The organism is Arthrobacter bambusae (assembly GCF_022606295.1).
Taxonomy (GTDB): domain Bacteria; phylum Actinomycetota; class Actinomycetes; order Actinomycetales; family Micrococcaceae; genus Arthrobacter; species Arthrobacter bambusae_A.
In genome coordinates this window covers 60,192-77,041 of record NZ_JAHHZS010000018.1, presented here as the reverse complement: position 1 = coordinate 77,041, position 16,850 = coordinate 60,192, and the positions used below count along the sequence as shown (strand labels likewise).

Annotated in this window: 18 protein-coding genes and 1 pseudogene; 9 read left to right on the top strand and 10 right to left on the bottom strand. The window is 63.8% G+C overall.

What is annotated here, in order from left to right; genetic code table 11:
* Nucleotides 1-384 precede the first annotated feature (384 nt).
* The 4 genes from KNN17_RS13755 to KNN17_RS13740 form a co-directional block, all read right to left on the bottom strand.
* A complete protein-coding gene (locus KNN17_RS13755) occupies nt 385-1,146 on the bottom strand; it encodes an SDR family oxidoreductase (protein ID WP_241709599.1) in 762 nt (253 codons plus the stop codon).
* Complete coding sequence (locus KNN17_RS13750; RefSeq protein ID WP_241709598.1) at nt 1,143-2,030, bottom strand: aldo/keto reductase; 888 nt, start codon at nt 2,028-2,030, stop codon at nt 1,143-1,145. The genes KNN17_RS13755 and KNN17_RS13750 overlap by 4 nt, the downstream gene beginning before the upstream one ends.
* 104 nt (nt 2,031-2,134) lie before the next feature.
* Nucleotides 2,135-2,866 carry an SDR family oxidoreductase gene (locus KNN17_RS13745; RefSeq protein WP_241709597.1) on the bottom strand — a complete coding sequence of 244 codons (732 nt, stop codon included), beginning with the start codon at nt 2,864-2,866 and terminating at the stop codon, nt 2,135-2,137.
* Nucleotides 2,867-2,968: 102 nt separating this feature from the next.
* A complete protein-coding gene (locus tag KNN17_RS13740; RefSeq protein WP_241709596.1) occupies nt 2,969-3,874 on the bottom strand; it encodes a helix-turn-helix transcriptional regulator in 906 nt (301 codons plus the stop codon).
* A 130-nt stretch (nt 3,875-4,004) separates the two neighbouring features.
* Here KNN17_RS13740 and KNN17_RS13735 point away from each other — a divergent pair, with 130 nt between their 5' ends.
* The 6 genes and pseudogenes from KNN17_RS13735 (at nt 4,005) to KNN17_RS13710 (ending at nt 8,262) form a co-directional block, all read left to right on the top strand.
* Nucleotides 4,005-5,378 carry a DHA2 family efflux MFS transporter permease subunit gene (locus KNN17_RS13735; RefSeq protein WP_241709595.1) on the top strand — a complete coding sequence of 458 codons (1,374 nt, stop codon included), beginning with the start codon at nt 4,005-4,007 and terminating at the stop codon, nt 5,376-5,378.
* Nucleotides 5,375-5,785, top strand: a complete 411-nt coding sequence (locus KNN17_RS13730) for a (R)-mandelonitrile lyase (protein ID WP_241709594.1) — start codon at nt 5,375-5,377, stop codon at nt 5,783-5,785. Before KNN17_RS13735 ends, KNN17_RS13730 begins: the two co-directional genes overlap by 4 nt.
* Before the next feature lie 32 nt (nt 5,786-5,817).
* Nucleotides 5,818-6,675 (top strand): aldo/keto reductase, encoded by an 858-nt coding sequence (locus KNN17_RS13725; RefSeq protein ID WP_241709593.1) that lies wholly within the window; start codon nt 5,818-5,820, stop codon nt 6,673-6,675.
* A gap of 17 nt (nt 6,676-6,692) precedes the next feature.
* Nucleotides 6,693-7,415 carry a flavodoxin gene (locus KNN17_RS13720; RefSeq protein WP_241709592.1) on the top strand — a complete coding sequence of 241 codons (723 nt, stop codon included), beginning with the start codon at nt 6,693-6,695 and terminating at the stop codon, nt 7,413-7,415.
* Between the two features lie 70 nt (nt 7,416-7,485).
* Nucleotides 7,486-7,769, top strand: a pseudogene (locus KNN17_RS13715) (carboxymuconolactone decarboxylase family protein).
* A 127-nt stretch (nt 7,770-7,896) separates the two neighbouring features.
* Nucleotides 7,897-8,262: a transposase gene (locus KNN17_RS13710; protein ID WP_241709624.1), complete on the top strand. Its 366-nt coding sequence runs from the start codon at nt 7,897-7,899 to the stop codon at nt 8,260-8,262.
* On the opposite strand, the gene KNN17_RS13705 is transcribed toward KNN17_RS13710, so the two are convergent.
* The 3 genes from KNN17_RS13705 to KNN17_RS13695 are packed head-to-tail and all read right to left on the bottom strand — an operon-like array spanning nt 8,191 to nt 10,293.
* Nucleotides 8,191-8,421, bottom strand: a complete 231-nt coding sequence (locus tag KNN17_RS13705; protein WP_241709591.1) for a hypothetical protein — start codon at nt 8,419-8,421, stop codon at nt 8,191-8,193. The genes KNN17_RS13710 and KNN17_RS13705 overlap by 72 nt on opposite strands.
* Nucleotides 8,422-8,447: 26 nt before the next feature.
* A complete protein-coding gene (locus tag KNN17_RS13700; RefSeq protein WP_241709590.1) occupies nt 8,448-9,860 on the bottom strand; it encodes an MFS transporter in 1,413 nt (470 codons plus the stop codon).
* On the bottom strand, nt 9,853-10,293 hold the full coding sequence (locus KNN17_RS13695; RefSeq protein ID WP_241709589.1) for a MarR family winged helix-turn-helix transcriptional regulator: 441 nt from the start codon (nt 10,291-10,293) through the stop codon (nt 9,853-9,855). Before KNN17_RS13695 ends, KNN17_RS13700 begins: the two co-directional genes overlap by 8 nt.
* 114 nt (nt 10,294-10,407) lie before the next feature.
* On the opposite strand from KNN17_RS13695, the gene panD reads away from it, so the two are divergent.
* The 3 genes from panD (at nt 10,408) to KNN17_RS13680 (ending at nt 12,905) form a co-directional block, all read left to right on the top strand.
* The gene (gene panD / locus KNN17_RS13690) at nt 10,408-10,851 is read left to right on the top strand and encodes an aspartate 1-decarboxylase (protein ID WP_241709588.1); all 444 of its coding nucleotides are present in this window, start codon (nt 10,408-10,410) and stop codon (nt 10,849-10,851) included.
* A complete protein-coding gene (panB, locus tag KNN17_RS13685) occupies nt 10,848-11,729 on the top strand; it encodes a 3-methyl-2-oxobutanoate hydroxymethyltransferase (RefSeq protein WP_241709587.1) in 882 nt (293 codons plus the stop codon). The genes panD and panB overlap by 4 nt, the downstream gene beginning before the upstream one ends.
* Before the next feature lie 123 nt (nt 11,730-11,852).
* Entirely contained in the window at nt 11,853-12,905 is a 1,053-nt protein-coding gene (locus tag KNN17_RS13680; RefSeq protein WP_241709586.1) for an MBL fold metallo-hydrolase, read from the top strand.
* Nucleotides 12,906-13,070: 165 nt separating this feature from the next.
* Here KNN17_RS13680 and KNN17_RS13675 read toward each other — a convergent pair whose 3' ends face one another.
* From KNN17_RS13675 to fabG, 3 genes are all read right to left on the bottom strand, one after another.
* On the bottom strand, nt 13,071-14,120 hold the full coding sequence (locus tag KNN17_RS13675) for an IS110 family transposase (protein ID WP_241709585.1): 1,050 nt from the start codon (nt 14,118-14,120) through the stop codon (nt 13,071-13,073).
* A 444-nt stretch (nt 14,121-14,564) separates the two neighbouring features.
* Nucleotides 14,565-15,671 carry an IS110 family transposase gene (locus KNN17_RS13670; RefSeq protein WP_241709584.1) on the bottom strand — a complete coding sequence of 369 codons (1,107 nt, stop codon included), beginning with the start codon at nt 15,669-15,671 and terminating at the stop codon, nt 14,565-14,567.
* A 387-nt stretch (nt 15,672-16,058) separates the two neighbouring features.
* Complete coding sequence (fabG, locus tag KNN17_RS13665) at nt 16,059-16,802, bottom strand: 3-oxoacyl-ACP reductase FabG (protein ID WP_241709583.1); 744 nt, start codon at nt 16,800-16,802, stop codon at nt 16,059-16,061.
* Between the last annotated feature and the right edge of the window lie 48 nt (nt 16,803-16,850).

Genomic DNA, 16,850 nt, shown 5'->3' with positions numbered 1-16,850 from the left:
GAAGAGTTCATCCGGCGGGCGCTCGAAGCCTAACGACGACGAGCCCAGTAGTCAGCGACAATGCGGAGCGGGGGTTCCCTATCGTGCCCTCCAGGGTCGAAGGCCTCAACTGCCTGCCCGGGACCTCGCGCCTTAAGGGCTGGAGCGAAGTCCGCCAGAACGCAAAGTCTCCTGCCGGTTGCTGTTGCTTTCGACCGCCGGCCCCGTTTCAACGCCCCTCGCGCTTTACGTCGGCATTCTCTTTGAACTCACCCCTGCCGGTACCGATGAGGATCTGCATGGCTGAAGTGAAGCGGGCGACGATCAGGGACGTCGCCCCCAGAGCGCTGCCGATGATGGCACGAGTAGCTTCTTCACTGGCTTCTCGGGCCGTTATCCGTGGTTTCAGTTGCGGATCTGGTCCAGGTCGTCGACTACGGGGACAGGTTCGGCGGCGAGAGGCATGTTGTCTTTGTCCAGGGCGCCGTCCGGTCCGTCATCGCGTTCGAGTGCGGCGAAGGTGGCGGTGAGGTCTTCCTGCGCGGCGCCTTTCCCGGCGACGAGTTCCAGGGTTTTGTGGTCGGCTGCGTCGCTGCGGAGGCTGTCGACGAGCACGCGGGCGATCTGGTCGCGGGCGATGACGCCGTCGGCGGGTGAGGCCGTGCTCTGCGTGTCACCTTGCCGCATGACGATGCACCGCTCATCGGGTGCGTTGTAGTCGAACCAGCCTGGACGGACGATCGTGTAGGGGTTACCGGAGGCGCGGACCAGACGCTCGGCCCTGCGCTTCCAGTCGTGACCCTCGGTCGCCCGATCGGTCGTGCCCACCGCGGTCATGAGCGCGAGCCGGGCAGGCCGCCCGTCGAGGGCGAGGAGGGTGTTGCGCACGGCGCCGTAGTCGACGATCTCGGCCTGGCCGCGGCCGCCGTGGGAGCCGTGGGTGAAGATCACCGCGTCCACGCCGTCGACGGCATCGGCGAGGGTCTCCGCCCGGGTCAGGTCTCCCACGACAGGTTCGGCGCCGGCGGGGATGTGCGCCGCTCGTCCGGCGTCGCGGATGAGCGCCCGCACCTGGAAGCCCTGGGCGAGTGCTTCGCGGATTGTCGGAGTTCCGATGCTGCCGGTGGAGCCGACGACGAGAACAGTGCGAGGGGTTGTGTAGCTCATTCTTCGGGGATGTCCCGTCCGAAGGACTCCAGGGTGATGGCTTCGGGTTCGGGCCCGCCGCGCACACCGGTGTTGAGCGCGTCGATCCGGGCTAGCTGATCAGCGGTCAGTTCGAAGTCGAACACGTCGAAGTTCTCGGCGATGCGGGCCGGCTTCACGGACTTGGGGATGGCAGCGCGGCCCTCTTGGAGGTGCCAGCGCAGCATGACCTGCGCGGCGGTCTTGCCGTGGGCTTCAGCGATCGCCAGGATTTCCGGGTCTTCGAAGGTGCTCGTTGTTTCCCCTCCGCGGTAGGAGGTGATGCCGCCGATGGGGGACCAGGCCTGGGTGAGGATTCCATGCTCGGCCCCGAACGCCTGCAGCTCCGCCTGCGTGAAGTAGGGGTGCACCTCAATCTGGTTGACCGCGGGAACCACCGTGGCCTCGGAGAGCAGGGCCTCGAGGTGCGGGCGCATGAAGTTGCTCACGCCGATCGCCCGGACCTTGCCATCGGCGAGCAGCTTCTCCAGCGCCCGGTACGCGTCAACAGTTTTGGCGAACTCGCCCGGCAGGGGCTGGTGCAAGAGGAACAGATCGATGACCTCGACTCCGAGCTTGCGGGCGCTTTTGTCGAACGCGTGCAGGGTCTGGTCGTAGCCGTAGTCACTGATCCACACCTTCGATTCAATGAAGACCTCGTCGCGCGCAACACCGGCTGCCTGGATCGCATCACCCACACCGCGTTCGTTGCCGTAGGCGGCCGCCGTGTCGATGAGCCGGTATCCGGTGGACAGCGCCGCGCTCACGGCCTCGGCGGTCTCGGCGGGCGGCGTCTGGAAGACGCCGAAGCCCAGGGCAGGCATCTCGACGCCGTTGTTCAGGGTCAAGCGCTTGTTGGATGACATAGTTTCTCCTTTTTCTTGGTTCCTTCGGCGCAGAGGGGTCGCCCGTTCCCGGTCCTCAGTGTCATGATTGTCGGCGGCCCCACGCTGCGTGTTCATTCGGCTAATCAGGCCTGCGTTGCCGGGCGCAGCAGGATCTCGTTGATCGCGAGGTGTTTTGGCCGTTGAACAGCGAACGCAATGACCTCGGCGACGTCCCCGGCCGTCACGGTTGCCGCGCTGTACATCTCGTTGACCGCCGCGTTCGTCGCCTCGTGGGTGATGTGACTAGGCAGCTCGGTGGCCACCACTCCCGGCTCGATGAGCGTCACCCGAACATCCGGCAGCAGCTCCTGCCGCAGCGACTCGGACCAACCGTTCATGCCCCATTTCGTCGCCGCATACACACCATTTCCGGCGCGGGCGGTGCGTCCGGCCACCGAGGAGATGTTCACGATATCGCCACCACCGTCGACGAGTTGGTCGAGGAAAACCTCCGTCGCGGTGATCGCGCCGAGCAGGTTCACCTCGATCATCCGGCGGTAGTCCTCACGCTGCGTTGAGCTGAACGGGCCCAGCAGCATGATGCCGGCGTTGTTGACGAGGATGTCCACCCGGCCCAGTTCTGTCCTAACCCTGTCGGCCGCCGCGACGAGGGCGTCCCTGTCGGTGACGTCGGCTGCAACCGCGATCGCACCTTCGCCGAGCTCGTCCGCGATGGCCTCGATCCGTTCCGTGCGGCGGGCGAGAAGCGCGACTTTGAAGCCCAAGGCATGGAAGGCGCGAGCAGCCGCTTCCCCAATCCCCGAGGACGCGCCGGTGACCAGTGCGACCCGGGTGGGCTCGTGGTGTGCATTCATGAAATTCCTTTCCTTACTGCGCGGACACGCGCTTGGCGACCTGGCAGGCGGACATGGTCTGCCGCCAGCCGGCATAGAACGCAAGGTGCGCCCTGGTGCTGCCTATTGATCGTGTTGGGAGGGCTTGGGCGGGGCTGGACTGGCAACGGCCGGTTCGGCCGGATGCTTCACGGTGTTGCTCCAGCTGGCGAGGAAGTCGAGTTGTTCCTGGGCGTGGCTGCCTGGTTCGGCGGTGTAGGCAATCATTGTCATGCCTTCTCCGGGAAGTTCGAGTGCGTCGCCGGTGAGTTCGATCTCGCCGATGAGGGGATTGCGCATGGTTTTACGCGTTGTCCGGTGGAAGCGGACGTTGTGCCGGGCCCAGCGGGTTGAGAACTCGGTGCTTCCGGCGGCGAGGTCGCCGATGAGGCTGTTCAGGTATCGGTCGCGGGGGTTGCGGCCGGACTCGGCGCGCAGTGCGGCGGCGAAATCGTCCGCGAGGGTGTCCCAGTCGACGAAGAAGTCCTGTGAGCGGGGGTCAAGGAACATGAACCGGGCCAGGTTCAACGGCAGGGTGTCGGAGCTGAGGATGCCGGTGTAGAGGGCGAAGAAGAGGTTGTTCGCTGCCACGATCTCCATCCGGGAGTTCCGGACGTACGCGGGCGTGCCGGTCATCCCGGCGAGGATCCGTTCGACGCTGGGCCGCACCTCCGCGCGTCCGCGGCGGTTGCCGGCTGGGCGGGACGGTGCGGCGGCTTTGGCCAGGTCAAACAGGTGGGCCCGTTCGGCTTCATCGAGCTGCAGGGCCCGTGCGAGCGAGTCGAGGACGGACTCAGAGACTCCCCGCAGGTTTCCGCGTTCGAGGCGCGCGTAGTATTCGGTGCTGACGCCGGTCAGCATCGCGACTTCCTCGCGTTTGAGCCCGGCGACCCGCCGGGTTCCGCTGTAGGCGGTCAGGCCGGCCTGGGCGGGGGTGACGTGCGCTCGGCGGCTCATGAGGAACTCGCGGACGTCCGTGGTGTTGTCCATTCCTCTACGCTACGACGGTCCGGACGGCTCTAACAGGAACTGGCAGTACACCGCACAACAGGTACTCCCACGCGGGCGTAAGGACTGGTTTTCTTGAATGAGTTCACCTTTGCCGTCACTGAAAGCACACATGACCCCCTCTGTTGCCAGCCCTTCGACTACCGCCGCCCGGCCCCGCGCTTCCCTGGCGGTGGCCATGCTGGGCTTCTTCGTCGTTGCCCTGGACGCCCAGATCGTCAACGTCGCCCTCCCCGCGATCCGGAACGACTTCGGCGGCGGACTGGCCGGGCTTCAATGGGTGGTCACGGGCTACACGCTGATGTTCTCGTCACTCCAACTCTTCGCGGGGACGTTCTCGGACCGGGCAGGCGCCCGCCGCGCCTACGGGATCGGGATGATCCTGTTCACCGCGGCGTCCGCTGCCTGCGCCTTCAGCCCGGGCCTCGCCGCCCTGGTCGCGGGACGGATCCTGCAGGGCATCGGAGCCGCACTGATCACCCCTGCTTCCCTGGCCCTCATCCGGGAGGCCTACCAGGACGCGGTGCAGCGGGGCCGGGCCATCGTGTACTGGGGCTTGGGCGGCTCCGTGGCAGCCGCGGCCGGTCCGGTGCTCGGCGGTGTCCTCACCCAGATTGACTGGCGCCTTATTTTCTTCGTCAACCTTCCGGTCGGGGCGGCCGCACTGTTCGTCCTTTCACGCGTCGCTCCCTCGCGTCGGCGCCCGATGCCCTTTGACTGGTTGGGCCAGATCACCGCGGTGCTGGCGCTGGCCAGCCTGACCTACGGCATCATCGAAGGCGCGGAGGTCGGCTACGGAAGCCCTGAAATCCTCACCCTGTTCGCTGTGTCCGTTACATCGACGGTGGCCTTCGTGCTGGCGCAGGCCCGCGGCCGGCACCCTATGGTGCCGCTGGACCTGTTCAGTTCCCGTACGGTCTCGACCACGTTGGCCATCGCGGTAGTCACGATGGCTGCCTTCTACGGCGTCGTTTTCCTGCAAAGCCTGTACTTCCAACAGCAGCGCGGGGCTACGCCGCTGGAGACCGGACTGTTGTTCCTGCCCATGACCGCCCTGGTTGCCCTGTTGAATCCCTTGGTGGCCCGGCTGATGGCCCGATTCGGGCCGGTAGCCATGATCGCGGCGGGACAGCTGGTCATGGCACTGGGCCTCGCCGGGCTGTGCCTGCTGCCCGGGGACGCACCGGTACTGCTCGTCGCCTTCATGATGGTGCCGGTAGGTGTCGGCGGGTCCTTCACCGTGCCGCCGATCATCGCGTTGGTGATGGACAACGTGCCCGCCGAACGCGCCGGAACGGCCAGCGGCGTCGTCAACACGGCCCGGCAAGTGGGAGGCTCCCTCGGCGTCGCGATCTTCGGCGCAGCCCTCGCCGGGCAGGGCTTCATGGAAGGGCTGCGCGCCAGCCTGGGCTGGACCGCGCTGATCCTCGTCATTCTCATCTTTGCCTCCCTGAGCCTTCGCCACGATCAAAGGAAAGCAGCATGAAACTCATCGACCCAGCACCCACTGCACAGGCCCCGGTCGAGAGGTTCACCGGAGACGTTTACCTCAGCCCGCTCCACGCCGGCGAGGCGCCGTCGAGGCTGGTGGCCGCGCTGGTGCACTTCACCCCCGGGGCCCGCACCAACTGGCATGCCCACCCCCTCGGGCAGACCCTCCGGTGCACCGAGGGGACCGGGCTGGTCGGCACACGCGACGGCACGGTCATCCTCATGCGCCCGGGAGACACAGTCCACACACCGCCCGGCGAAGAACACTGGCACGGCGCCGTGCCCGACAGCCTCATGTGCCACCTGGCCATGGTCGAGCACGACAACGGGCGAAGCGCCACATGGCTCGAACCGGTCACCGACCTCGACTACGCAACAGCCCACACCCAAGCCATCCGCTAACCCTCACCACTGTCCCAAACAAAAGGAACACCATGAAGACTGTGACCCTGAACAACGGCGTCGAAATGCCAATCCTCGGCTTCGGCGTCTTCCAGATCCCCGACGAGGAAACCCAGGCCGCCGTCGAAGCTGCCCTCGCCGCCGGCTACCGCCACCTGGACACGGCCGCCTCCTACGGCAACGAAGCGGCCGTCGGCGCGGCGATCAAAGCGTCCGGGATCGCCCGCGATGAGCTCTTTGTCACCACCAAGCTCTGGATCCAGCACGCCCCCGCCGGCAACGTCCAGGACGACACCAAGCGCGCGTTCGACAACTCACTGGACCGCCTGGGCCTGGACTACCTGGACCTGTACCTGATCCACCAGCCCCTCGGTGACTACTACAGCGAATGGCGCGCCATGCAGGAGATCAACAAGGAAGGCCTTGCCCGCGCGATCGGCGTCTCGAACTTCCACCCCGACCGCCTGGTGGACCTCATTGACCACAACGAGATCGTCCCCGCGGTCAACCAGATCGAGACCCACCCGTTCCACCAGCGCGAAGCCGACCAGGCGCTGATGCGCAAACGAGGCGTCCAGATCGAGTCCTGGGGGCCGTTCGCCGAAGGCCGCAATAACTTGTTCACCGACCCGCTGCTCACCGAAATTGCCGAGGCACACGGAAGGTCCGTGGCCCAGGTGGTGCTGCGCTGGCTCATCCAGCGGGACGTCGTCGTCATTCCCAAGTCCGTCCGCCCCGAGCGCATGGCGCAGAACCTCGACGCCTTCGGCTTCACCCTGACCGAGGAACAGATGGGCAAGATCGCCACCCTGGACACCGGTGCCAGCCTCTTCTTCGACCACCGCGACCCCGAAATGGTGAGCTGGCTGGGCGTACGCCGGTACAGCTGATTCCAGAAAGGCACCTAATGACAACCCACCTGCCAAGCATCAGCCGGCGGACCGCGCTTCACGGCGCGGCCGCAGGCCTGACCGGAGCGCTGCTGGCCGCTGGAACAGCAGGCTGCACACCAGAAGGAACAACCACAGTGCCCTCACCAGACACCAGCCCCAACCCAACCGCCGCCGACTCCGCCACGGGGGGCACAGGCCCGGGCCAAAAGGACCGTCGGGTTCTGCTGGCCTACTTCTCCCGTGCCGGGGAAAACTACTACTACGGCGGGCGCACCAACCTGGACATCGGCAACACGGAAGTTCTGGCCGGCATGATCAGCCATGCCATTAGCTGTGATGTCCACCGCATCGAAGCCGCTGACCCTTATCCGGACGGCTACGACGCGACTGTGGCCCGCAACGTCCGTGAACAAAACATTGAGGCCCGCCCGGCCATCGCCAACCCCCTGCCCCGCATCGAGCAGTACGACACCGTGCTCCTGGCCAGCGGCATCTGGAACGTCCGGGCACCGATGATCATGACGACCTTCGCCGAAAGCTATGACTTCACCGGCAAGACAATCCACCCCGTCACTACCCATGCCATGAGCGGGCTGGGCAACACCGAACGCGACTACGCCAGGTCCTGCCGCGGGGCGGCCATGGGGCAGGGCCTGGCGGTGAAGGGGGAGGAAGTCCGGGACGCCGGACCTGACATCCAGTCCTGGCTGCAAGTAACCAGGCTTCCTAGCAACTAGCGAACCCGGCAAGCCCGAAACGTACTCCACCCAACCCCAAGGACTGAACTAGACCCGCGCACAGCAACTCATTGGCGACTTCGCACCCAAGCTCGTCGACCTCACGGACAACGTGCTCTTCGGAGACATCTGGGAACGACCGGAACTGTCGCCACGGGACCGCAGTCTGGTCACGGTTGCCAGTCTGGTAACCGGCGGCAGCACCGAACAACTCCGCGGACACCTCACCAGGGCCAAGGACAATGGCTGACAGAAGCTGAACTCAAAGAAGCCATCATCCACCTGGCCTTCTACGCCGGGTGGCCAAAAGCAATGTCCGCCATCACCATCGCCAAAGAAATCTTCACCCCCTGACTGTGCAATTCCCTCCCGTCGCTAACACGGACTGTGCTGGGACTGTAACAAAAACGGTGTGTGAGGGTCCGGCCTGATCCGAAAGGAGACGGCCGTGTCAGAGTCCACGACCGAGATGACAGGGGTAATGATCGATTCTGTGACGGGAGAGATGATCGATCAGAAGGAGCTTGCGGAGCGGGTGCTCACGCAGGCCAAGGAGCAGGGCGTGAGCCTGGTAGGCCCGGGCGGGCTGCTGAACCAGCTTACGAGAAACGTGCTGGAGACCGCGCTGGAAGCGGAACTGACCGAGCACCTGGGCCACGAGCATGGCCAGACGCCGATCGCAGCCGACATGCGCAACGGCACCAGGCCGAAGACCGTGCTGACCGAGATCGGCCCGGTCGAGATGAGACTGACTACGGTCCGAGCTCGGGTGGGTTCAACCCCAAGTTCTTACAAAATCCGGGAGCGAGTCCGCAATCATCTGAACAGCTGTAGCGGACAACAATAAGCTCGTGATGCAAGCCACCGGCTCAATGCTGTCCTCTACCAGGACCTTTTGGACAGATGATGCAAAGCGCATTGCCAAGTGCATCGTGGCAAAGGTCAGTATCACTTGGGTCACGACAACGGTCACGCGAGCCGTGCCGTTGGCCTGCGGGGCGAGCATCGTGACGGCGACGATGGAAGGGTCGTCTAGCCGACGAGATCTGTCTCGCCAGCCCGTAGACGACGAGACATTAGGTTGTGAAGGAGCAGTGCGACAAATACTGCCGTGCAAAGGAGCGCCCCGATCGCGAATGTCGTGCTGATTCCACCGCCCGTTGCGTGCAGATCCGGCGCCATGTTGGCTGCCAGCACTGCACCTGAGACCGCTGTACCGAAGGAACTTCCTACAGTGCGCAGGACTTGGTTGAAGCTCACCGAACTTCCCAATTCTGCGGCGGCTACGCTGCGGGCAATCAGAGCCGGCATGGCGGCGTAGCTCGCGCCCATTCCCAATCCGAACAGCAGCATCCCAAGAAGGATCTCCCAGAGCTCAGTATGGGCAAACCAAAGGAGTATTCCGGATGCCGCCACAATGCCGGCGCCAACCGACAGTAGCGTCGCGAGACGAATGCGGTGCGACAAACGACGCACGAGACGGTTTGCAACGAAGCTTCCGACTGATAGCGGGAGCATCACCCAACCGGCCCAGAACACAGGAAGCGCAACGCCGTAGCCAGTTGATGATGGAGCCTGAGCGACAAGACTCGACATGGAAATGCCGATGTACAGGGCTGCGCCCAGCCCGATGGCGGTGCAGTTCGCGAGCAGCACCTCCGCATTCCGAAAGACTCGAAGATTGATGAGTGGATGAGGAGTCCTCAGCCCGGCCTGAACCCAGGTCGTCAGGACGCAGGCCGCAAGGATGAAGGCGCTGATCGTCCAGGGTGAGCCCCACCCCCAATTCGGCCCTTCGCTGACTGCCAAGAGCAGGGCACCCAACCCGAGGCCGAGTAGACACGCCCCAACGTAGTCGAACGGCACCAGTGCCGCATGGCCGTCGGGTCGTGCCGGCACGGTTCGGGAGACCACGATGATAGCCGTCACCACAAACAGCGCGGCAAACCAGAATGCGAATCGGAAGTCGAAAATCCCGGCGACGATGCCAGTCAAGGGGTATCCGACCCCGAGTCCGCTGGACACCGTTACGGAGAGGCTAGAGATGCTTGACTGCACGTGTTCCTTGGGGAGGTAGCGGCGGGCAAGGGAAATGGTGACAGGAACGATTCCGTAGGTCAAGCCCTGCAGCCCCCGTCCGATCAGGAACACCGTGAAGTTTTGCGCCGTTGCTGCGAGCATGGAGCCCACGAGGATGATTGACAATGCCGACAGCAGGAGACGCTTTTTGTGCGGCCCGTCGCTGAGCCGTCCCATGACCGGCGTTGCGACGGCACCGACCATGAGGTTGAGGGTCAGCATCCACTGCGCTGCGCTGACTGACACGTCCATTTCGCGAGAGATGGACGGCACCAAGAGCATGCCCAGCGAGCTGACGATGGCTGTGGACAACGCCGCATAGATCAACCCCATCTGCAGCCGCGGATGGGCCTTTGCTTCAGGCAATCCACTTCTCCGACCCCAGCTTCACGAGGACAGGGATGGCTGCCTCGAGCAGGTTTTGCTCATTGCTACTCAAACGCTCCGCTACTGCGCGGTCTAACCAGGCCCTTCCCGCCGACAACTCTTGAATCAGTGCTTGCTTGCCCGCATCAGTGAGTTCGATCCAGGTTCTGCGACGATCCTCGTGGTCTGGCACTCGGACGACGAGCCGGAGATCGTGGAGCTCCCTAACGGCCAGCGATATGGCTTGCGGGCTCACGTGCACGACGGCAGCTAGTTCGGAGGTGGTGGCACGCCCGCGTTCGGTCAGGTAGCGGAGCACTCCTAGCTTTCCCGAGGAGAGCGTCCTGTGGGTGTTCAAACGCACTAGGAGCGGGTACAGCGTCTCGGCTAGGGAAAAGGCCATGGTCTGCTCCGCAACCGGGATACTCGTCATCCTGCAACTATACAAGTAACTTGATCAATTTTCTTGTACACTCTAGGTCCTAGTATATTTTTTATATTAAAGGACAGGCGACCGCCCTCAGAGTAGGCGGATGGATAGGACCCTATGAACCGGAAAGTCTTCAAATCCAAAATTCACCGGGCCACGGTCACGCACGCCGACCTGCATTATGTCGGTTCCGTGACCATCGATATGGACCTGTTGGAGGCCGCCGACATCCTGCCGGGCGAATATGTGGCGATCGTGGACGTCACCAACGGTGCCCGCCTGGAGACCTACACCATTGCGGGAGAGCGTGGATCCGGCGTGATAGGGATCAATGGTGCAGCCGCGCACCTGATCGATGTCGACGACATTGTAATCCTCATTACATTTGCGGACATGACCACGGAAGAAGCGAGGGCCTTCGAGGCCAAGGTGGTCCACGTAGACCACAAAAACAGGATAGTCCGCCTGGGAAGTGACCCAGCGGAAAGCATTAGCCCCGACTTGCAGCGCCCGCCCTTTGCGATGAGGACCGGAGAATACCGGAAGGTAACTACGTCATGACCCTAGGCAATGGCATAGGCATACAATCCGCAGCGCATGTCGCAGCTGCCGGTCCTCAGGTGGTGGACGAGACCAGGAAACCAGTGAACAGGATCCGCATCCATCACTTACGCGACACAAAGGTCAAGGGTGAACACTTCGCCATGCTCACCGCATACGACCAGTACACGGCGGAGATATTCGACCAAGCGGGGATCGAAGTTCTGCTGGTAGGTGACTCGGCATCGAATAATGTCTTCGGTAACGAAACGAGCATTCCCGTCACTACGGAGGAGTTGCTCCCGCTCTGCCGTGCTGTGGCCCGGTCGGCCCGCCGGGCCCTAGTGGTGGCGGACCTACCATTCGGCAGCTATGAGGTTTCTGCCCAACAGGCTGTCGCTACGGGAGTGCGGTTCCTCAAGGAGGGACTTGCGCATGCGGTCAAAATAGAGGGAACAAAGTTCTACGCTGAAACTGTTCGAGCTATGGTTGAGGCGGGTATCCCCGTAATGGCGCACATCGGTTTCACGCCGCAAAGTGAGCATGCTTTGGGCGGCTATCGGGTCCAGGGGCGAGGAAGTGATCGCGAGAGACTCATTGAGGACGCTGTGGCGCTGGCAGACGCAGGTGCGTTCTGCGTGCTGATGGAAATGGTTCCGGCCTCGGTGGCGGCAGCCGTGAATGAGGCCGTCGAAGTCCCCACAGTCGGCATCGGCGCCGGCAATGCAACAACCGGCCAAGTGCTCGTTTGGCAGGACATGGCCGGTCTACGCGGCGGCAGAATGGCCAAGTTCGTGAAGCAATATGCGGACCTGCGCACCCTCCTGGCCGCCGCCGCCGTGGCCTATGGCGAGGAAGTGCGTTCGGGGCAGTTTCCGGGCTTGGAGCACTCCTATTAGCTGTCGGTGGCCAGCAGCAGGCGCATGTCTCTTGGGGGTGATCCGCTCAATCCTCCGAATGGAAAGGGGATCGGCGTTCTGGAATTCGCAGAGAGAAAAAACTGTTTGCTTGGAAAGGAATCCATGCGTCTGCCCTTGATTACTGTCACAGGTCATGCCCAAAAAGAAGCATGGCAGAACAAGGTGCTGCCGCCGATTGAACGCCTCAACGGTGACGTATGGTCCATCCCGATACCGTTTCCGAACAATCCAATGCGCTATACCTTGAGCTATCTTCTGATCGGGGACGGTGAGGCGATCCTGATCGATCCGGGCTGGGACAGCGATGTAGGGCTCGAACACCTTGCCGCAGGCCTGCGGCAAGCTGGCTTCGGCCTCAGCGACCTCACGGGAATTGTCGTCACGCACTATCACTCGGACCATCTCGGCATGGCTGCCCGTTTGCGGGTGGCGTCGGGAGCTTGGGTCGCCTTGGGCGAGCGGGAGTCACTCGGATTGAAGGCGTATGAGGACGTGGACCGTTTCGTGCAGAGCGACCGCGAGGAACTGACGTTATGGGGAGTTCCGGCGGACAGACTCCTGGAAGTGGCCATGGACAGGCCTACCGTTGCCCACTTGCAGAACCTTGCCAGTCCGGACCTACGGCTCACAGACCGAAGCCAGGTACCCGCCCGAGGATTGGAGCTGAGGGTCATTACAACGCCCGGGCACTCGCCGGGACATATCTGCCTGGTGGATGAGCCTCACGGCCTGATCTTCAGCGGGGACCATGTCTTGCCCCGCATCTCTCCGCACATACCGCTGGAGCTCCCCGGACTGCCCAATCCGCTCGAGAACTACTACGAATCTCTGGATGTCATCGCTTTCGAGGACGCGATGGAGGTATGCCCTGCGCACGAGTACCGTTTCATCGGTATGCAGCGGCGCGTCGCACAGCTAATCCAGCACAACCTTGATCGCTCCCACGAGGTACTGCGGGTGCTAGAAAGTCACCGGCCACAAACTGTGTGGGACATTGCCAAGCACCTGACCTGGTCTCGGGGCTGGGGGTCCCTGCAGGCATTCTCACTACGACTAGCGGTCTCGGAGACAGCCAGCCATGTCGTCTACCTACGCTCTCAGGGCCATGAAATCGACGTACCCATAACTGAGCCGGCTCTGGTTGACGGCCTCTGACGGGAGGGTTGATCATGAAGTAGACTTGGTTGTCAAGAGGGCGTGGATGAGCGGCTCCTGGGTTTTGTTCCGGGGGCCGCTCATTGGGTGCCGGCCGGTTGTGGTGGAGGTGTTGGCGGGTCTTTTTCGACTGGCAGTGTCAGGCTGACCCTTCTATGGGTGGTGTCAAGCCATGAGTGTGGTGAGTTTGCGGTAGATCTGCCGGGCGATGATCCTCTTGAGGCAGCGGCGGATTTCTCGGCGTGTTTTGCCTTCCTGGGTGCGCCGGTCGAGGTAGGCGCGGGTGTCGGCGTCGGATGCCATGCGGGTGCGGGCGATGACGTCCAGGGCTTGGTTCAGTTGCCTGTCGCCGTGCCGGTTGAGACGATGCCGGGTGGTGTTGCCGGAGGATGCCGGTATCGGGTTCACGCCGGCGAGGGCGGCAAAGGCGGCTTCGGAGTGGATGCGGCCGGGGTGGGAGTAGGCGGTCAGGATGATGGCGCCGGTGATGGGTCCAAGACCCCGGAGATCCTGGAGGCCGGGGGCCATCTGATCCACGAGTTGCGCCAGATCGGCCCGGTTGGTCTCCAGTGCGCTGGTGTGCCGGAGCACCGCGGTGGCGAGGCGTGTGGCCTCGGATCGGGCAACTTTTGTGCTGACGTCGTCCGTTGGGCGATCACGCCAGGCCGCGATCGTGTGGAGTTGTCGGTCCGTGATGGCCTTGCGGGCGTCGATGCCCAGGTCCATGGTGCGGGCCAGTGCGGTCAGGGCATGACGGTCGGCGGTGCGTTGACCGTCCATGGACCGCCGGGCGGCCAACAGAACCCGCAGGGCATCCCGTGCGCCTTCTGCCCGTGGCTGGGCCAGGGCTGCGATGTCGGTCCCGAGCACGGCCCGTGCCGCGGCGCGGGCGTCGATCTCATCGGACTTGCCGATGCTGCCGCGGTTTTGCCGCTTGGGCGGTCTGGCCTCACACACCGGAAGGCCGGCGGCGCGGAGGGCACGGGTCAGGCCTGCCCCGTATGAGCCGGTGCCTTCAACCGCGACCAGGACTTCCCCGATTGTTGTTCGTCGCTGCATCCAGCTGATGGCGCGGGAAATGCCGGCCTGGCTGGCCGGGAAGGTCGAGGTGTCGATGACCTGACCGGTCGCCGCGGCCAACACGGCATACGTGTGCGTTCTTGAGTGGGTGTCCACCCCGATGACGTGCGTGTACTTCTCTGCCACGATGGTCACTGTGGCGTCTCCTTTCGTTAGGGGCCATCACGGCGCCGGTCCGGGGGAAGAGTCACTTCGAGGCAAATCTCTAACGAGTCACGGCCGGCCGGTCACGGGCGGGTCGGACAACCTTCTATCAAGCCATCGCAGTGGGTCAGACTGGTGCCGCTCCGGCCGGGCGGACGGGTCAGTCTCAAGACACTGCAATAGCGAACAGGTCAGATATGCGCTGAGTCACGCCCGGCAGGAATGGCAGCCAGTCTGCCAGCCGGCCTCGGGTCGGCTACTAACCATTAGAGATATTCGCGGGTTGGTTACCGCATGACGATCTGTTCGGCTGGAGCATTATCGGTGTCTAGGATCGGGCGTCGACGGTTGGGGCCGTCTGCTCATAGTTGGCTCTCGAGTTAGCTCCGGGTGCTGCCATCGCACTTGCATCACGTCCCGGGGGCACGTTCGGGGTCAGGCCGCGGTCATGCGTTCTCCCTGCTGGAGCGGGGCGGCCACGGACCAGCACCAGCCGGCGAGCTCGCGGGCGATCGCGGTGTTGGCCTTGACGGACATTTTGTGGCGCTGATCGAAGACTTCCCATTTGTGGTGGAGCCGGTGGTTTCCCTCCAGGGCCCGGATACGGGTTGCCGGGCCCACATGGTCGAGCTGGCGCAGCAGCCGCTCCCCGGGCCGGGTGTAAGGGCGCCGGTGCTGCCAGGCGGCTTCAATCAGGAGTTTGCGGGCGTAGGTGTTGCCGGCTTTGGTGATCGGGCCCTGGTGCCGGGACTGGCCGGAAGAGTTCTCACTGGGCACCAGCCCGAGGTAGGAGCCGATGGATGAACCGGTGAAGCGCGTCCAGTCCCCAATCTCCACGGCCAGCCCGAACGCGGTCGTGATCCGGATGCCCCGCAGACACATCAACGCCTCAATCACCGGGGAGTAGCGGCAGGCCGCCGCCGTGGCGGTGACGTGTTTGTCGATCCGTGCCAGGTGCGCGGCGAGCAGCTCGGCCTGCTCGACATCGGCCTGATAGGTGAACTGCAGGGCCGGTTCGTCAAAGCGCTGGCGGTGCAGCCACGCGCGGTGTTCCTTCGTCCACCGGGTGTCCTTCGGGTAGCGGATGCCGTGCCGGAGCAGGATGGCGTTCACGTGCTGGCGGGCGTGCGCGAGGCCCGTGGCCGTGCCGGAGCGCAGCCGGGACAGATCCCGCAAGGCTTCTTCCTCGGCGTCCGGGATCCGCACCTCGGTGACCGACCCGACGGCGAGCATCTCGGCCAAAACCTGGGCGTCGCGCCGGTCGTTTTTCACCCGGTCCCCGGGAGCGCGCAGCAGTTTCGAGGACGCCGCAACCACGCAGTTGACGTCCGCGGCCCGCAGGTGACGGGCCAGGACGAACCCGGTCGGGCCGGATTCGTAGACGACCTTGACCGGCGGGGCGAACCGGCGGATCCATTCCAGGACCAGGGCCGGGTCAGCGGGCATCGTGTGGGCGCTGACTTCACCGGTGGCCGGGTTCAGCGCATGTCCCACCACGTTGACCGCGTGAACATCCAGACCAATGAAAGTATGCTCAAACATAGCCGGGACCTCCCAAACCTCACATGTGGCACTACCATTGCACCCCCGAGGAGCCGTCAGGCCAAGGGAGCCGTTAATGGCAACCCACGGCCCTGTGAAACAGAAGGCCCCGGCCCCACTTGCCCGTCCGGAATAAAGGACATCACCGCCGGGTTCCAGGTCCCGCAGCGCCGCCCTCCATCCGGGCGCAGCGGAGCACCCTAAGCCGGCACTGCGGGACCGCCCCGGCGATAATGCCCGTCCCGGACGGAAAGATCCGCAACCCTCACTTCATATCTCTAGGCAACTTACCGCACCTGTTTGACGCCCTTTGTATCCTGCAGGCCGGTCGCCTGAGTTTCAGCAGCTCTGGAATCTGATCCCGGTCATTTCCACCCGGGCAAATGCTTACATGTGTCGCCCGCCCGTAACCTCGATCACTGCGCCTGATATGTAGCTAGACATGTCGCTGGCAAGGAAGAGCACAGCCTGAGCGATCTCGGCGGGTTCTCCCATGCGACCGAGCGCGATCTCCTTCAGCCGTGCCTCCTTGATGTCCTCACGCATGCCCTCAGTCATGGGCGTGCGGATGAGCCCTGGCATCACGGAGTTGACCCGCACATTCGCGAAACCGACCTCCTTTGCAGCGGCCTTCGTGAGTCCTACAATGCCAGCCTTCGCTGCGCTGTAGTTGGTTTGGCCAAGCAGTCCAACCTTGCCGGAGATCGACGAGATATTGACGATGGATCCTCCATGCCGCTGATTGCGCATGATGTTGGAAGCAGCGCGCGTGCCTAGCCAGCTGCCCCGCAGATGCACGGAGATAACCTGGTCGAACATCTCCTCGGTCATCTTCCGCATTGTTGCATCGCGGGTTATGCCCGCATTGTTGACGAATACGTCGAGGGTTCCGAAGGTGTTGGTTGCAGCTTGTACGAGCGCGTCAATGTCCTCGGCGACCGCGACGTTGCAGGCGGCGCCGATGGCACGATTACCGATCGCAAGCTGTGCCGCCGCCTCGTTAGCGGCATCGGCGTTGATGTCGGCGATGACAACGTTTGCACCCTCGGCGGCGAATGCTTCGGCGATCGCGTAGCCGATCCCTTGTGCAGAGCCGGTGATGACGGCCGTGCGGTCTTTGAGTAATGCCATGGTGATTCTCCTTGCAGGGTGATGTTGAGGTGCCGGCGGCCGGGGCGG

What these genes read in the sequence shown, in the direction of transcription:
- KNN17_RS13750 (WP_241709598.1), bottom strand. Translation starts at nt 2,030, where the DNA reads ATGTCATCCAACAAGCGCTTGACCCTGAACAACGGCGTCGAGATGCCT.
- fabG (WP_241709583.1), bottom strand. Translation starts at nt 16,802, where the DNA reads ATGGCATTACTCAAAGACCGCACGGCCGTCATCACCGGCTCTGCACAA.
- KNN17_RS13745 (WP_241709597.1), bottom strand. Translation starts at nt 2,866, where the DNA reads ATGAATGCACACCACGAGCCCACCCGGGTCGCACTGGTCACCGGCGCG.
- KNN17_RS13670 (WP_241709584.1), bottom strand. Translation starts at nt 15,671, where the DNA reads ATGTTTGAGCATACTTTCATTGGTCTGGATGTTCACGCGGTCAACGTG.
- KNN17_RS13695 (WP_241709589.1), bottom strand. Translation starts at nt 10,293, where the DNA reads ATGACGAGTATCCCGGTTGCGGAGCAGACCATGGCCTTTTCCCTAGCC.
- KNN17_RS13730 (WP_241709594.1), top strand. Translation starts at nt 5,375, where the DNA reads ATGAAACTCATCGACCCAGCACCCACTGCACAGGCCCCGGTCGAGAGG.
- KNN17_RS13740 (WP_241709596.1), bottom strand. Translation starts at nt 3,874, where the DNA reads ATGGACAACACCACGGACGTCCGCGAGTTCCTCATGAGCCGCCGAGCG.
- panD (WP_241709588.1), top strand. Translation starts at nt 10,408, where the DNA reads ATGAACCGGAAAGTCTTCAAATCCAAAATTCACCGGGCCACGGTCACG.
- KNN17_RS13755 (WP_241709599.1), bottom strand. Translation starts at nt 1,146, where the DNA reads ATGAGCTACACAACCCCTCGCACTGTTCTCGTCGTCGGCTCCACCGGC.
- KNN17_RS13705 (WP_241709591.1), bottom strand. Translation starts at nt 8,421, where the DNA reads ATGCTCGCCCCGCAGGCCAACGGCACGGCTCGCGTGACCGTTGTCGTG.
- panB (WP_241709587.1), top strand. Translation starts at nt 10,848, where the DNA reads ATGACCCTAGGCAATGGCATAGGCATACAATCCGCAGCGCATGTCGCA.
- KNN17_RS13680 (WP_241709586.1), top strand. Translation starts at nt 11,853, where the DNA reads ATGCGTCTGCCCTTGATTACTGTCACAGGTCATGCCCAAAAAGAAGCA.
- KNN17_RS13710 (WP_241709624.1), top strand. Translation starts at nt 7,897, where the DNA reads ATGATCGATTCTGTGACGGGAGAGATGATCGATCAGAAGGAGCTTGCG.
- KNN17_RS13720 (WP_241709592.1), top strand. Translation starts at nt 6,693, where the DNA reads ATGACAACCCACCTGCCAAGCATCAGCCGGCGGACCGCGCTTCACGGC.
- KNN17_RS13725 (WP_241709593.1), top strand. Translation starts at nt 5,818, where the DNA reads ATGAAGACTGTGACCCTGAACAACGGCGTCGAAATGCCAATCCTCGGC.
- KNN17_RS13735 (WP_241709595.1), top strand. Translation starts at nt 4,005, where the DNA reads ATGACCCCCTCTGTTGCCAGCCCTTCGACTACCGCCGCCCGGCCCCGC.